The sequence below is a fragment of the Cytobacillus sp. QJM3NY_8 genome, from assembly GCF_056173585.1.
Map to the genome: position 1 here is coordinate 220299 of NZ_CM149681.1, position 14538 is coordinate 234836.

Below are 14538 nucleotides of genomic sequence, written 5' to 3' on the forward strand. Positions count from 1 at the left end.
AAAGCCCGTCTCTATATAAAAATAGAGACGAGCTGAAATCTACCCGCGGTACCACTCTGATTGTCCAAAGGACCTCTTTTGAAAGGACGTTTCAAAATATGCTTGAACGTATTTCCTAAAGGGGTTTGGTAACGGGACTCCTTACCCGGCATAGCCTACTTTTCTTTCAGCTATGCATCTCCGAAGTGCGCTTCACGAAAGGATTTCCCGACAGGCTTGCACCGTCCCTGTCTCGCTTTTAGGAAAGAGCCCTTTGCTACTCTCTTCATCATAGACACTAGATATATTAATGTTATTATACGCTGTTGGAATTATTTTGCAACATAATTTGAATCCGTTGAAAACATATAAGTTCTGTGATGGTACCGGATGCTGAAAATCAGGCCCATCGCCATCATGTTTCCCATAAGCGAGCTTCCGCCGTAGCTGATAAACGGCAGCGGAATGCCGGTGATTGGCAGTACCTGAATAGTCATACCGATATTTTGAAATACATGGAAGGTGATCATACTGATGACCCCGACGCAAATATAGGTATTAAAAGGGTCGGTCGTCTCCAAGCCGGTTTTAGTTAAGTGATAGATGAGCAGAAAGAAAAGGCTGATTACTACACTTGCACCAAAAAAGCCGTACTCCTCGCCAATGACGCTAAAAATAAAATCAGTATGGGCATCAGGCACATACACCTGTCTGTCAGTAAACCCTTTTCCGGATATTAATCCTGAGCCGATTGCGAGCATGGAGTTGTACAGCTGCATTCCGGCTCCCTGCTTGTGATTAACCGGGTCAAGCCAGGAATAAATTCGGCTGAACTGATAGGGGTCTATCCCAAGGTACTTCTCTAAAATCTCCGGTGCTATGATGACCAGATAGAGCACCGTTCCCGCGAAAGCGCCAAGGATTCCATAAATCGGAACAAGGATTTTCCAGGTGATCCCGGAAACCAGGATGATTCCAGTTAATATGGCGATGATGACAAGGGCGGTACCCAGGTCTTCAATAATAATCAATCCTAATGGAGGCAATGTGGCTGCCCCTAATTTGATTAGAAGGAAAAAGTCCGTGCCTGCAGTCTTTGCCTGATATTTCAGATGGTGGTCAGCGATGACTTTGCTGAGGGCAATGATAAGGAATACCTTAACAAACTCTGAGGGCTGCACAGAACCAAGTCCAGGAATGATATACCACAATGTAGCCCCTTTGCGCTCTGGTGCAATGCTTTCCGGTGCAATGAATAACCCGACAAGCAATAGGATGCCTAAACCGTACAGCAGCCAAGTAAGCCTTCTGATTTGCTCGCTGTCAAAATACATGACAATTGCCACAATGATAGCTCCGACAACATAATTTTTTATTTGTGAGACGACAAAATTCCCTTCATATTGATTGGAGGATTGTCCGCTGTAAATAGCGATGCAGCTGATGAGGAAAAATAGCAGCAGAAGAAAGCATAACGTCCAATCGAACCGGTCTGAGAATCTATTATTCTTGTTCATTTGTATACACCTGGTTTCTGTACCTTTTTACATTTTTATCCTAACAAAGAAAAATAAACCTTACAATGGAGAACAGAATACATTTTTTCTCTGCATGTAGTTAGACGAATGAATCAGCATGATGGTTTCCTGTATTTTCAAAAAACCGGGCAGGCTGCAATTTAAAATTTTTTCTCATCGGCAAAGATATTTTCAGTTATTTTTGCTACAATAAGAGAATAAAATACTGGATGTTTAACAGGCAGTTTCAAAAAGAAGCTGTCTTTTTACTAATTTGTGAAGGCGCTTGCGCTATTCTTATCTGTCTAGCTCAGTGCTTTTCTTTGAAAACACCACTTTGGGTAACGGTTCGGAGGTTTCGTCATTGAAAAGAAGGAATCATGCTATTCGTGATCTCATCTACATCCATCTTAATGAACAGGATCAGTATGTGATGACTTATGGAATTGAGTTTGCAGAGTTTGCCCAAACTCTTTCCGATTCTATTAACAATCTGCTGTTGTTAAAGCATCGTTTTGAACATGGGGACTTTAATACCCACACGATGTTCGATTATGTGTCAAGGGACAAGCTGGGCAGGCTGGTTGAGGATGATGTATATGGCTATGGCGATTTTTGCTGGATTGATTTCGAGGAAGAGGAAGCGGTGAATGAGCTTCCCGGCCAGACAATTGCTGAGCTTCTTTATCTCGGCCATGTCAAGGAACATCTTAAGCCGCCTTTTTACAATTATCTGAGCAATCGCTATGTGTACCTGGCCCATGATGATGGCTGGTTTAACCGTACATATTATCGCGATCTGAACGATTTTTACCGCATGCTTGGGGAAGTAATCCCCGGTAAAATGGGACAGATGAAAGTCGAAAAAACGCTCCTTGGCATAAAAAAGAAAAAGACGTATCCTCCTATCACCAGAGATGTCCTGCCTTCCTTAAAGTCTCTTATGAAAGAGGGAGCGGTACTTTCCATTAAGGATATCGAACAGAATCGGGTCCGGATAGAAATTCCTATTTGGATTATTGGCGACTTTGCGAATATGGATGATATGTATGACGAGTATGAGGCCATTGTGAAAGAGCCATGTGAGGCGAAGATTGTGTTTGATAAGAAAACAAGGGAATGGAAAATATACTCGCGCTAGAATTCTGAACTTTTTTACAACATTCAGCAAAATTCTCTTACTTTTTCTGCGTGATGGTGTATAATCGGAGATAGAAAATTTTATATCCGCATAGAACAGGTGTCTTCTCAAAAGGGTTTTAAAACAGGCTCTTTTGAAGACTTAATAGGGAAGCTGGTGAAATTCCAGCGCGGTCCCGCCACTGTAAATGGAAGCTGTCTGTAAATCCACTGTACAGGAATGTATGGGAAGGAGCAGAACGCATTGACCATGAGCCAGGAGACCTGCCTGATTCTTAAGCACCCATAAACCTACGAGGATAGGGAGGTGTTTGGTCCGGCCATCCTTTCTGCACTAATTGATAAATGACCATGCCAACATCTCCTTGCCGTCCGAGGGGATGTTTTTTATTTGGTTGTTTCTAAAAGTCTATGGGTGGCTAACTTAGTTTCTGCCACTGAGTTGATTGCAGCGGAGGGCACTTGACTCCTGCGGGAAGTGAGGGAAGTGAGAGACCCCACAGGCGAAGCCGAGGAGGCTCTCATCTCTCCCCCGGAAAGCAAGTGCCTGCAGCGGAAATCAACGCGCTAGGTTTGTAAGCTAAAAAATCTTATGAGAACCAGCCTTTTATTTTTTAAGATGGTGTTAGACACCACCCGAATTTTGTCGAAAGTTCTAGGAGGATTGCTGAGTATGAGAAAGTTTTATGCATTTTTATTAACGATGCTTCTGGCTGCAGGAGTGCTAGCAGGCTGCGGCGAGAGTGCTGAACAGCCTAAAGAAGAGAAAAAGGTTGAGGAAGGGCAGAATACTGGCGGGGAAGAGGCTGCTTTTCCTGTTACGATAAAGGATGCTCTTGATAATGAAATCGTCATCGAATCCAAGCCCGAAAGAATCGTTTCCATGATTCCAAGCAACACCGAAATTGTTTTTGAATTGGGGCTTGGCGAAGAAGTTGTCGGAGTCTCCGATTTTGATAACTACCCGCCCGAAGCCACAGAAAAAGAAAAGATTGGCGGCATGGAATTTAATGTCGAGAAAATTATTTCTTTAAAACCGGATCTTGTCCTTGCTCACGCGTCAAGCGCACATAATTCCGAAGCTGGCCTTCAGCAATTAAGGGATGCAGGTGTGACCGTCCTTGTTGTCAATGATGCAAAGAGCTTTGATCAGGTTTTTGAATCCATTGAAATGGTTGGAACCGCAGCGGGAGAGAAGGATGAAGCAGAGCAGCTTGTTTCAGATATGAAGAGCAAGCTCGAGGAAATCAAAACAAAAGCTCAGGGCATAAAAGAAGAAGACCGCAAATCGGTTTTCGTGGAAGTTTCACCTGCTCCTGAAATCTATACAGCAGGTACAAAAACATTTATGGATGAAATGCTAAGTGCCATCAATGCAGAAAATATCATTTCCGAAGAAGGATGGCCGAAAATGGATCCGGAAGCGATTATCGAACGGAATCCGGATGTAATCATCACAACTCATGGCTATTACACTGAGGATGCTGCTGGCAATGTAATGAAAAGGGATGGCTGGCAGGATATAACCGCAGTAAAAAATAAGCATGTTGCCGATGTTGATTCCGATATGGTAACCCGCTCTGGCCCTCGTATTATTGAAGGAGTCGAGGAACTTGCAAAAGCAGTATATCCGGACGTATTTAAATAATAAATTTTTAGCTTATCTAACAGCAGCGGCTTTCCTGCTTTTAGCCATGCTGATGGGGATTTCAATTGGAACAGTGTCTGTTCACCCCATGACGATTATCAGAGTAATAAGCGCTGAGCTATTTCCTTTTATTTCATTGGGAAACACGGATGCTATGCATTCAAATATCATTTTGAATATTCGCCTGCCGCGCGTTTTGCTGGCTGGCTTAGTAGGGGCGTCTCTTGCAATTGCGGGAGCCGCCTTTCAAGGTTTATTAAGAAATCCGCTGGCAGATCCATATACAATTGGGGTTTCATCCGGGGCTTCACTAGGTGCTGTTTTAACATTATTCTTAGGATTATCCATTCCGTTTGCAGGAATGTTTACGCTGCCGTTATTCAGCATTTTATTTTCCTTTTTAACCATTTTTGCCGTTTTGCTGTTTGCCAGAAAAATTGAAAGATCCATGAAAGTGGAAACGATTATTTTAACAGGCATTATCTTCAGTTCTTTTCTTGGCGCTCTGATTTCTCTGATGATTGCCCTGACTGGAGAGGAGCTTAGACAGATTATTGGCTGGCTTCTTGGCAGTGTATCCATGAGAGGGTGGGCGTATATTAAAATTATCATTCCGTTTTTTGTACTGGGTGCCATCCTTCTTTTAGTGAACAGCAAAGAGCTTAATGCCATGAGCTTCGGAGAAGAAAAGGCCCAGCATATAGGGGTGGACGTTCAGAAGAGAAAGATGATGGTCCTGATAGCTGGCTCTATCTTGACTGGTGCGGCTGTAGCTGTATCTGGAACGATAGGATTTGTCGGTCTTGTGATCCCTCATCTGACCAGGCTGTTATGGGGACCGGATCATAGGCACCTATTGCCGCTATCTATTCTGATGGGTGCAGGCTTTCTTATTATTGCCGATCTGGTTTCACGGACGATCATTGCACCTACCGAACTTCCAATCGGTGTGATTACAGCGATAATCGGTGCACCTGCGTTTGCTATTATTTTAATTAAAAGAAAGAATAAACTTTGAACCTCGATAACTGTCCGGCACAAGCGTCCACCCATTCAAGGAGGAAGGATTCCCTAGATTTTCTTTGCAGGAACAAGTGGTTTTTGCCTGTTCCGAAGGCATATCTTAGTTCAGAAAGAAGTGGTTAATCATGCTAAGCGTTCAGCAAGTTACTGGCGGATATGCCGGTGCACCGGTTGTGAAAAATATCAGCTTTGAAGTGGAGAAAGGGGAGCTCTTCGGAATACTGGGTCCGAACGGAAGCGGGAAAACCACGATACTGAAGATGCTGAGCGGCATTCTGCCTCATAAGTCAGGAGATATATTGATCAAAGGAAAGAACCTTTCACAGTATACACCGAAAGAGCTTGCAAAAATTATTGCTGTTCTGCCTCAGCACTCCTCTCAGGCTTTTTCCTATACGGTAAAGGAAACTGTTTCCCTCGGCAGATATGCCCATCAAAAGGGGTGGTTCCAGAGCTGGTCCGGCAAAGATGAAGAAGCGGTCAATCGAGTCATGGAGCAGACAGGCATTTCCCATTTTCAGGATTATGATATTCAGCAATTATCCGGCGGCGAAAGACAAAGGGTGTTTTTAGCCCAGGCCCTTGCCCAGGAGCCGGAAATATTATTGCTGGATGAACCGACTAACCATCTGGACTTGTCCTATCAAAAAGAATTGCTTGATCTCCTTTCTGTATGGTCAAAAGACTGCGGGCTGACGGTCATTTCCATTTTTCATGATTTGAATTTGGCCGGCCTGTACTGTGACCGCCTTCTGCTGCTTGAGAATGGTGAAGTCAATATTAACCACGTTCCCAATGAGGTTTTAAAAGAAGGCAGAATACGTGAGGTCTATAGGACGAAGATTGAGAAGCTGCCGCATCCAAGAGTCCCGGCCCCTCAGATGGTTTTGGTGCCCAAACGCTCTCAGGCAGAAAGCCAATCAGTGAATCGAATTGATCGATCCTATCTTGAGGTAAAGGAAGACTTACTTGTCCTTCGCTCCCCATTTCCGCTGAAAACCATGTCATCAGGTGTAACAGGATCGGGCACCGGCTGGAATCGCATATTTCTAAACCGGCATGTGAGCAAGAATTATGATTGCAGTGATCATAGAGCGGAGATGGCGGATTTTGTCCGGGAGATCGGCTTAGAACCCGGGGAAACCGTGGGGATGATGACCGCTGTATATGTTGAAGATCATAGCAGTAAATTTTATGAAGATGGAACCTTTTCTGTGTATGTGGTCGTGACAGCAGGTGTCGGCAATGCTGTTGATGCCTCGAAAAGTGAAGCCCATTCTTATCATCTGACTCCGGGTACAATCAATACATGGGTTTTCGTTAATGGCAATCTGACAGAGGAAGCCTTTATTCAATGCATTATGACTGCAACCGAGGCAAAGACAAGAGCCTTATATGATCAGAAGGTAAAGGATGCAGTCACAGGGACGATAGCGACCGGAACATCGACAGACAGTATTATGATTGCGGCCACGCAGCAGGGAGAATACCTGGAGTATGCGGGCACCATTACACCTCTTGGCAAAATAATCGGAAAAGGTGTCTACGAATGTACTGTTGAGGCAATAAAAAAATCGCAAAGAAGGATAAAGGGATGATTTTAAATCACCTGATCGCTCTAACCTTTGCCTGCATAATAGATAAGCTGATAGGAGACCCGCCAAACTGGCCGCATCCGGTCAGATGGATGGGTGCCCTGATACATAAACTTGAACAAGTTCTTAATAAAGGCCGCTATAGAAAATTAAAAGGGATCATCATGCTATTTATAGTCCTGCTGGCAGCAGGAGGTATAACTTATTTAATCATAGAGCTCTTCTATGAAATTCACCCGGTTGCCGGCATTCTGGCAGAGGGCATTCTTATCTTCACAGCCATTGCGCAAAAGAGTTTAAAAGATGCAGCACTGGAGGTCTATGAGCCTCTGGCAGAAGGAGATATGGAAGAAGCAAGATTAAAGCTTTCATACATTGTCGGCAGGGATACAGATCGATTGGATGAACCAGGCATTGTCAGGGCTGCCGTGGAGACAGTGGCTGAAAACACCAGTGATGGCATTACAGCTCCATTATTTTGGGCCATGATTGGCGGTGCTCCAATGGCCCTTATCTACAGGGCCATTAATACTTGCGATTCCATGGTTGGCCATAGAAATGAAAGGTATATAGATTTTGGGTGGGCATCTGCCAAAGTGGATGATATCGCAAACTGGATCCCGAGCCGGCTGACATCGGTTTGCATCATGCTCACACAAAAGCCGGAGCATTCTCCATATGAGGAAGCATGGGGGATCCTTTTAAGAGATGCACCAAAGCACCCGAGCCCAAATAGCGGCTGGGGCGAAGCAGCTGTTGCAGCCCTCCTGGGGGTTCAGCTGGGAGGAATCAATTTTTATAAGGGTGTAATTTCTAACCGAGCCACGATGGGAAAGCCAATGGTGCTGCTTGAAAAAGAACATATCATAAAAAGCATTTCGATCATGAACAAGACGGTTTTCTTATTCTTGCTTTTATTATGGACAGGAGGGGTGTTCCTTGATTTGGCCTTCACATGGATCTAACCCGCAATATTTATATGAAGCAATTGATAAGCCAATGCCTGAGGAGCGAATTGATTTCAGTGCCAATATCAATCCACTTGGTCCTCCCCGCGAGTTAAAAGAAGGATGGGGCAGTCTATTCCAATTTATTAGCGATTATCCGGATCCCCAATCTTCTCTATTAAAAAGCAAATTGGCGGCTGCAGAGGGAATAAAAGAAACACAGATTCTGGTGGGAAATGGAGGCGCCGAGCTAATCACCCTGATTGGCCGGATGATAGCCGGAAAAAGGGTGCTGATTATTCAGCCGGCCTTTTCGGAATATGAAGAGGCCTGCCGGGTTAATCATTGTACAGTCTCCTATCATCAGCTGGAGCCTGGCGACTGGGATCTCGATATGGAAGCGCTATCTGAAAGGCTGAAAGCCGCTGATGTTGTTTTCTTCTGCAACCCAAATAACCCGACAGGTATTTTTTACCCATCTTCCATTGTAAAGGAATTAATTGAGAAGTGTCATACCCATAGCTGCCTGCTTATTATGGATGAAGCTTTTTATGACTTTGCCTGCGACTATCAATCAATCGTTCCTTTCATAGAAAAGGATTCGAATGTTGTGGTGCTGCGCTCCATGACAAAGATGTTTTCGATACCGGGCCTGCGCCTTGGATACATGATGGCAAGTGAGAGGTTAATTGAAGAAGCAGCTTCTCTAAAGCCGCACTGGAGTGTAAATGCCCTCGCTTTAAAAGCAGGGGAATGGTGTCTGGACAGCAAAGAGCATGTCAGGCTGACAAAGAATTTAATCCGGCAGGAGAGAGATAGGCTGGTTCAATTTTATCAGCAATTGGATTTTGAGGTTTCTCCTTCTTCAGTTAATTTCTATTTGTTGAGAGATCCGAGATTTGATGTGCAGCTGCCTCTTTTTCGATTTTTGCTTGAGAAAGGAATTATCCCGAGGCACACAATGAATTTCCCAGGTCTGGAAGGGAGATGGCTGCGCTTTGCGATTAAAGGGCCGAAAGACAACGATGTGCTGATGGAGGCGATGCGGCAATGGCGGAAGGATCGCTGATTTTTATCTCCGGTGGAGTGCGGAGCGGAAAAAGCTCCTTTGCAGAGAGGACTGCTGCCGGGCTGGCAATAAAGACGGAAGGAAAGCTTCAGTATATTGCTGCAGGAAAAGCGTACGATTCCGAGATGAAGGTACGGATTCAGAGGCACCAGGATGACCGGGAAAAGAGCGGTTTGAGCTGGACAACCTGGGAGAAGCCTTCCGCACTTGAAGAGATCTCGGGAAACTTTAACAATCAGGACATTATTCTTTTCGATTGCTTGACCACTCTCTTGAATAATGAACTTTTTAGAGCGGAAGATGTTTGGCGGAACAGAGAATTCCAGGAAAGTCTATCATCTGATATTCTCAGGGCCATCACAGAAATCCGCAAAAAATGCAGGGCCTTGATCGTTGTCAGCAACGAAGTCTTGAATGAGCCAATTGGCAAAAATGAACTGGTGATTACATATTCAAAAATACTTGGGACGCTTCACAGGAATTTAGTAAATATGGCTGATGAAGCCTATCTTGTTGAAGCTGGCATCCCCATACAAATGAAAGGAGAACCGGAATGAAAGGGATAATGATTCAGGGAACTTCATCCGATGCCGGGAAAAGCCTGATTGCTACGGCTCTTTGCCGGGCATTCTCCAATGAAGGTTTCCGTACGGCTCCTTTTAAATCCCAGAATATGTCCAATAATTCATACGTGACAAAGGATGGAAATGAAATCGGCAGGGCACAGGGCATTCAGGCTGAAGCGGCAAGAACTGAAGCTGCTGTCTGGATGAATCCTATTCTCCTTAAGCCTCAATCCGCTCAGAATGCGGAGGTCATTCTCCTTGGAAAAGCAGTCAATTCCCTATCAGGAAGAAGCTATCGGGAATCCTTTTATGAAAAGGGACTGGAGACCATCAGAGAGGCACTGAGTCTGCTTGATGCTCAATACGAACTGCTTGTGATAGAGGGGGCTGGCAGCCCTGTTGAAATTAATTTAAAAGATAAAGAGCTTGTTAATATGAAAGTAGCCGAAATGGCGGATGTGCCTGTCATCCTGGTTGCCGATATTGACAGGGGCGGTGTTTTTGCCAGCATTGTCGGAACCCTGGAGCTTTTCACCAAACAGGAAAGACAGCGGGTTGCGGGCATTATCATTAATAAATTCCGCGGAGATATCACGCTGTTTGAGGATGGCATCCGCTGGATCGAGGAAAGGACGGGCATTCCTGTCCTCGGGGTTCTTCCTTACTTGGATGACCATATGATCGATGCAGAGGATTCCCTATCCATTCAGGCTGCTGTTCCAAGGGCTGGAGGAGGCATTCTGGACATTGCAGTGCTTCGGCCGCCATTTATTTCAAACTTCAGTGACATTGATCCGTTTTACTATGAAGATGACGTGAACATTAGATGGGTAAGGCATCTATCGGAAGCTGGCTCACCTGATGCGGTGATCATTCCCGGCACAAAGAGCACGATTCGCGATTTGCGCTATTTCAAGGAAAAAGGTCTGGCGGACTGGATTGTGCGCTATGCTGCCGATGGAGGTTCTATTGCCGGCATTTGTGGAGGATACCAGATGCTCGGCAGGAGATTAATCGATATGGCAGGTTCTGATACCGGGAACCCTAATGAAAAGGAAAAAGGCTTGAATTTGATACCGGCAGATACCATTTTTCATGAACGCAAGAAGACGGTGCAGGTGAAGGGCAGTTTGCATTCAAGCACGAACCTTCCCGTAAAGGAAATCTTGGATGGATATGAAATCCATTTAGGTGAAACAGTTCTTGAAGAAGACTTTGATGGCAATCGCCTTCTTCTGCTTCAAAATGGCGAAGAAGATGGATTCTATGGAAATGAAGGCCGTCTGGTAGGGACGTATATGCACCACATCTTCCATAATGATGAATGGAGGGGTGAGTGGCTTAATTCCCTGCGCAAACAAAAAGGCATTCCAAGTAAGGAGCCTGTCCGAATAAAAGCCTTGAAGGATAGGAAATACAACGAACTGGCGGAAAATATGATTCAGCATCTTGATTGGGGAAAATTGAAGGAAATCGTCTTTAGCTGGAGAAAACAGAATGAAATGGCTTAAAGGGTTATTGATCAACCTTCAATTTTTCACAAGCATTCCCATTCCAATGTCTCTGCCGATGGATAAGCCTCATTTGGAGAAGGCAATCAGAACCTTCCCCATAGCCGGCCTCATTCAGGGGAGCATATACGCATTTATTCTCTATGCTTTTCTTGAATGGACTCCTTTTTCACTCTTGGCTGCGGCTTTTGCCGTCTGGCTGGCCGGCATTTTGCTGACCGGCGGGATTCATCTTGATGGGTGGATGGATGCGAGCGATGCGTTCTTCTCCTATCGCGATCAGAAGAGGCGGCTGGAAATCATGAGTGATCCCCGGGTGGGGGCGTTCGGTGTGCTGTCCATCATCGTATTGCTGGGTACCCGTTTTCTATTTATCTATGAAATTGTACTTTTATCAAATCTATATTCCTTTTTTTTAATCGCAGTGATTCCATTTTTAAGCAAGATGGTAATGGGGGTATTGCTGATAAAAGTTAAGGCAGCCAAAACAGAGGGGCTGGGCTCATTATTTCAGCAGGCTGCTTCGAAAACCACCTTATCTATTTACCCTATCTTCCTTCTGGCCGCCGCGGCAGCTGCCGGGCTGGCAGGTTACCCGGCCATTGTTGGGTTTCTTATCATGGTTCTTTTTTCAATATTGTTATTCGCATTTTTATCAAGGAAAGTCATTGCCTGGTTTGGCGGAATGACAGGGGATGTACTTGGGGCCAGTGTGGAAGGGACGGAGGTGTTTTTATGGATGATACTGTGGCTGTTGCATTACTTCGTCATGGGCTGACAGAAGCCAATAAGTCCCATGCTTATCTGGGCTGGACAGACTCCCCTTTGTGTCCGGAACATAGGGATAAGCTTGCCGCGGCGCCTCAAGACTATAGAAGAATATTTGCAAGTGATTTAGGCAGATGCATGAAGACGGCAGCTATTCTTTTCCCGGATCATTCTATTGAACCATGTCCCGAATGGAGAGAAATGCATTTTGGTGAGTGGGATGGCCGGACGTATCAAGAGCTGAAAGATACCCCGGCTTATCAAAAATGGCTGGAAGATCCTTTCTCAGGGGTGGTGCCCGGAGGGGAATCCTTTTCAGCATTTACAGCAAGAGTTGATAAAGGGTGGCAAAATTTAACCGATCAATTGCTCCGGAAGGATATGCGCGATGCTGCTGTTATTACACACGGCGGAGTCATAAGATACCTTCTTGGAAAGTATGCACCGGAGAAAAAAGAATTCTGGGAATGGCAAGTTCCGTTTGGAAGAGGCTATGAGCTAAGGTGGACACGGGAAGAGTTTAGGAGGGGAGAGAGATGCACTTCATTACAGGAGGCGCCTTTAACGGGAAATCCCGATGGGTAAAGAGATTATATCAATTGGATGATACTCCTCATAAATGGTTTTCAGCTTATCATGGTGAGATGACCGGCGATTTGGATCAAAACCTAATCGTCTATGAGGGAATCGAGCTGATGATTAAGGAATGGTCCCAAGCGCTGGAGTTTGAAGAGATTCGGGACAAGTGGCAGGAGATGCTGGCAAAATGGCAGGCGTGGGAAAAAACAGCTGTCAATCGAAAGATCGTTTTAATCGGATCTGATATTTCAAAAGGCATTGTTCCAATGGAAGCAGCTGACCGAAAGTGGCGGGATGCGTCAGGCTGGGCCTTTCAGGATGCCGCTGCCGCTGCAGATAGAGTTGATTTGATTTGGTATGGCATCAGTCAAAATATAAAATGAAATGGGGAATTGCTGATGAAACTTTATACACGAACTGGTGATGAGGGAAAAACAAGCATTATCGGAGGCAGGGTGGAAAAGGATGATGTAAGGGTTGAAGCATACGGAACAGTGGATGAAGTAAACTGTTTTGTAGGGCAAGCTATGACACAGCTGGATCCGTCCATTTTTCAGGATGTCCTGGAGGATCTGGAGAAGATTCAGCATGAGCTTTTTGACTGTGGCGGTGACCTTGCAAATGTTTCGAAAAAGCGGGAGCTGAAATTGACGAAGGAATCTGTAGACTATTTGGAGACTAAGATTGATCAATTGATTGAGGAAGCGCCAAAGCTTGAAAGGTTTATTCTGCCTGGGGGAGCACCTGCATCTGCATCCATTCATATTGCCAGGACAGTAACCCGGAGAGCGGAGCGGCTTGTGGTTTCACTAAAAAAAGCGGATCCGGAAACCTCTGCAGTGGCACTGAAATTCCTGAATCGTTTATCTGATTACTTCTTTGCCCTGGCAAGAGTGGTTAATTTCCGTCTTAACCAGAAAGATGTGGAGTATGTGCGCAGTGCTAATGTATTCCGTGAAGGAAAGCGCAAGGAGGATAAAGAATGAAAAGCATGCGATTGGGCATGGCAGCCATGCTTGTTGCACTGACAGCAGTCGGCGCAGCGATTAAAGTTCCGGCCATTATCGGAAGCGTGGCACTGGATGCATTTCCTGCTTTGCTTGCAGCCGTGCTGCTTGGAGGCTATGGCGGTGCGGCCGTTGCTGCCATCGGACATTTGCTGTCGGCGTTATTGGGCGGCATGCCTTTAGGGCCGCTTCATCTCCTGATTGCTGTTGAAATGGCACTGTTAGCCTTTATTTTCAGTTCTTTATATCAGAGAGGCCGGCACTGGCTGGGGGGAATTCTTTTTGTGTTAGGCAATGCCTTTGCAGCCCCGCTTCCATTTATCTTTTTAATGGGCCAGGCCTTTTACCTGGCAATTGTGCCTTCTCTTTTTATAGGCTCTGTGATAAATGCTGTTATTGCTTATATAGCGATTCCGAGACTTGTCAAGCTTGTGGGCCCGGCTATGACCAAAGCGGGTGCTGAGCAGTGAGGGATGTCTTAAGCCTTCCTTTTAATTCTGAAGAAATGATTGTGGTAGCCAGTGATAACAGCGGAGCAATCGGCGAGAAAGAACAGGATGCTGTCCAGGTTCCTTACGAGACTGTTTCGTATTATTCCTTCCGTGTCGCTGTCATGGAATGTTTGTCAGCAGGTGCTCAGCCATTTGCTGCTGCCCTTCAGAATTTCTGCGGAAATGATGCCTGGGATCAGCTTATACGGGGCATTAAGAAGGGGGCTGATGAATTGGGTCTAAAGGAGCTGCAAATCACCGGCAGTACAGAAAGCAATTTTAACCTGCTTCAATCTGCAATAGGTTTATCTGTACTTGGCAAAAGGCAGGGAGCGCTTCCTGCTGAGACCCTAATTTATACAGATGATACAAGGATAGCGGTTATTGGTTCACCTTTGGTTGGCCAGGAGCTGATTGAGAGAGAGGCGGAGGCAGCACCCCTGGAGCTTTTTAAAATCATTAACTCCATTAAAGATACTGAGACGCTTCCAGTAGGTTCAAAAGGCATTCTGAACGAGCTGAACGGGATGTTCTCCAATAGAGAGTTTGAGGTTAAGGACCTTGAATCAGAAGTGGACTTGGAAAAATCAGCAGGCCCATCCACTTGTTTTATAGCCGTTTTTTCCGAAGATAAATCGGAAGAAATCAGGAAATTGGCAGGAAGTTATTTTCATATACTGAAAAGAAAGGCATGAAAA

General features: G+C 45.2%; 15 protein-coding genes, 1 riboswitch and 1 other annotated feature. Of the genes, 14 read left to right on the top strand and 1 reads right to left on the bottom strand.

Annotated features, from left to right (window positions below; translation table 11 throughout):
- Nucleotides 1-20: 20 nt before the first annotated feature.
- Nucleotides 21-281 (bottom strand) — a binding site (T-box leader).
- Between the two features lie 30 nt (nucleotides 282-311).
- Complete coding sequence (locus AC0VZ9_RS01215) at nucleotides 312-1496, bottom strand: FtsW/RodA/SpoVE family cell cycle protein (RefSeq protein ID WP_009336346.1); 1185 nt, start codon at nucleotides 1494-1496, stop codon at nucleotides 312-314.
- Between the two features lie 364 nt (nucleotides 1497-1860).
- Between AC0VZ9_RS01215 and AC0VZ9_RS01220 the strand changes: the two genes are divergently transcribed.
- From AC0VZ9_RS01220 to AC0VZ9_RS01285, 14 genes are all read left to right on the top strand, one after another.
- Entirely contained in the window at nucleotides 1861-2637 is a 777-nt protein-coding gene (locus tag AC0VZ9_RS01220) for a hypothetical protein (protein WP_251175621.1), read from the top strand.
- 80 nt (nucleotides 2638-2717) lie between these two features.
- Nucleotides 2718-2922, top strand: a riboswitch (cobalamin riboswitch).
- Between the two features lie 387 nt (nucleotides 2923-3309).
- Nucleotides 3310-4284, top strand: coding sequence for an ABC transporter substrate-binding protein (locus AC0VZ9_RS01225; RefSeq protein ID WP_009336343.1), 975 nt, complete (start codon nucleotides 3310-3312; stop codon nucleotides 4282-4284).
- Nucleotides 4250-5302: a FecCD family ABC transporter permease gene (locus tag AC0VZ9_RS01230; RefSeq protein ID WP_009336342.1), complete on the top strand. Its 1053-nt coding sequence runs from the start codon at nucleotides 4250-4252 to the stop codon at nucleotides 5300-5302. The genes AC0VZ9_RS01225 and AC0VZ9_RS01230 overlap by 35 nt, the downstream gene beginning before the upstream one ends.
- A gap of 130 nt (nucleotides 5303-5432) precedes the next feature.
- On the top strand, nucleotides 5433-6905 hold the full coding sequence (locus AC0VZ9_RS01235) for an adenosylcobinamide amidohydrolase (protein WP_009336341.1): 1473 nt from the start codon (nucleotides 5433-5435) through the stop codon (nucleotides 6903-6905).
- Nucleotides 6902-7867: an adenosylcobinamide-phosphate synthase CbiB gene (cbiB, locus tag AC0VZ9_RS01240; RefSeq protein ID WP_009336340.1), complete on the top strand. Its 966-nt coding sequence runs from the start codon at nucleotides 6902-6904 to the stop codon at nucleotides 7865-7867. The genes AC0VZ9_RS01235 and cbiB overlap by 4 nt, the downstream gene beginning before the upstream one ends.
- Nucleotides 7842-8918: a threonine-phosphate decarboxylase CobD gene (gene cobD, locus AC0VZ9_RS01245; RefSeq protein ID WP_217027370.1), complete on the top strand. Its 1077-nt coding sequence runs from the start codon at nucleotides 7842-7844 to the stop codon at nucleotides 8916-8918. Before cbiB ends, cobD begins: the two co-directional genes overlap by 26 nt.
- Nucleotides 8900-9475 carry a bifunctional adenosylcobinamide kinase/adenosylcobinamide-phosphate guanylyltransferase gene (locus AC0VZ9_RS01250; protein ID WP_009336338.1) on the top strand — a complete coding sequence of 192 codons (576 nt, stop codon included), beginning with the start codon at nucleotides 8900-8902 and terminating at the stop codon, nucleotides 9473-9475. The genes cobD and AC0VZ9_RS01250 overlap by 19 nt, the downstream gene beginning before the upstream one ends.
- On the top strand, nucleotides 9472-10995 hold the full coding sequence (locus AC0VZ9_RS01255) for a cobyric acid synthase (protein WP_009336337.1): 1524 nt from the start codon (nucleotides 9472-9474) through the stop codon (nucleotides 10993-10995). Before AC0VZ9_RS01250 ends, AC0VZ9_RS01255 begins: the two co-directional genes overlap by 4 nt.
- A complete protein-coding gene (gene cobS / locus AC0VZ9_RS01260; protein WP_009336336.1) occupies nucleotides 10982-11773 on the top strand; it encodes an adenosylcobinamide-GDP ribazoletransferase in 792 nt (263 codons plus the stop codon). The genes AC0VZ9_RS01255 and cobS overlap by 14 nt, the downstream gene beginning before the upstream one ends.
- Nucleotides 11731-12348 (top strand): histidine phosphatase family protein, encoded by a 618-nt coding sequence (locus AC0VZ9_RS01265; protein WP_009336335.1) that lies wholly within the window; start codon nucleotides 11731-11733, stop codon nucleotides 12346-12348. Before cobS ends, AC0VZ9_RS01265 begins: the two co-directional genes overlap by 43 nt.
- Entirely contained in the window at nucleotides 12300-12725 is a 426-nt protein-coding gene (locus AC0VZ9_RS01270; protein ID WP_009336334.1) for a bifunctional adenosylcobinamide kinase/adenosylcobinamide-phosphate guanylyltransferase, read from the top strand. Before AC0VZ9_RS01265 ends, AC0VZ9_RS01270 begins: the two co-directional genes overlap by 49 nt.
- Before the next feature lie 15 nt (nucleotides 12726-12740).
- A complete protein-coding gene (locus tag AC0VZ9_RS01275; protein ID WP_009336333.1) occupies nucleotides 12741-13328 on the top strand; it encodes a cob(I)yrinic acid a,c-diamide adenosyltransferase in 588 nt (195 codons plus the stop codon).
- Nucleotides 13325-13819, top strand: a complete 495-nt coding sequence (locus AC0VZ9_RS01280) for an ECF transporter S component (protein ID WP_217027372.1) — start codon at nucleotides 13325-13327, stop codon at nucleotides 13817-13819. The genes AC0VZ9_RS01275 and AC0VZ9_RS01280 overlap by 4 nt, the downstream gene beginning before the upstream one ends.
- The gene (locus AC0VZ9_RS01285) at nucleotides 13816-14535 is read left to right on the top strand and encodes an ATP-binding protein (protein WP_217027376.1); all 720 of its coding nucleotides are present in this window, start codon (nucleotides 13816-13818) and stop codon (nucleotides 14533-14535) included. The genes AC0VZ9_RS01280 and AC0VZ9_RS01285 overlap by 4 nt, the downstream gene beginning before the upstream one ends.
- Nucleotides 14536-14538: the final 3 nt, after the last annotated feature.

Excerpts from the sequence above, each read along its gene's own strand:
- AC0VZ9_RS01215 (WP_009336346.1), bottom strand. The coding sequence starts at position 1,496 with ATGAACAAGAATAATAGATTCTCAGACCGGTTCGATTGGACGTTATGC.
- AC0VZ9_RS01225 (WP_009336343.1), top strand. The coding sequence starts at position 3,310 with ATGAGAAAGTTTTATGCATTTTTATTAACGATGCTTCTGGCTGCAGGA.
- AC0VZ9_RS01235 (WP_009336341.1), top strand. The coding sequence starts at position 5,433 with ATGCTAAGCGTTCAGCAAGTTACTGGCGGATATGCCGGTGCACCGGTT.
- cbiB (WP_009336340.1), top strand. The coding sequence starts at position 6,902 with ATGATTTTAAATCACCTGATCGCTCTAACCTTTGCCTGCATAATAGAT.
- AC0VZ9_RS01250 (WP_009336338.1), top strand. The coding sequence starts at position 8,900 with ATGGCGGAAGGATCGCTGATTTTTATCTCCGGTGGAGTGCGGAGCGGA.
- AC0VZ9_RS01255 (WP_009336337.1), top strand. The coding sequence starts at position 9,472 with ATGAAAGGGATAATGATTCAGGGAACTTCATCCGATGCCGGGAAAAGC.
- cobS (WP_009336336.1), top strand. The coding sequence starts at position 10,982 with ATGAAATGGCTTAAAGGGTTATTGATCAACCTTCAATTTTTCACAAGC.
- AC0VZ9_RS01265 (WP_009336335.1), top strand. The coding sequence starts at position 11,731 with ATGGATGATACTGTGGCTGTTGCATTACTTCGTCATGGGCTGACAGAA.
- AC0VZ9_RS01270 (WP_009336334.1), top strand. The coding sequence starts at position 12,300 with ATGCACTTCATTACAGGAGGCGCCTTTAACGGGAAATCCCGATGGGTA.
- AC0VZ9_RS01275 (WP_009336333.1), top strand. The coding sequence starts at position 12,741 with ATGAAACTTTATACACGAACTGGTGATGAGGGAAAAACAAGCATTATC.
- AC0VZ9_RS01280 (WP_217027372.1), top strand. The coding sequence starts at position 13,325 with ATGAAAAGCATGCGATTGGGCATGGCAGCCATGCTTGTTGCACTGACA.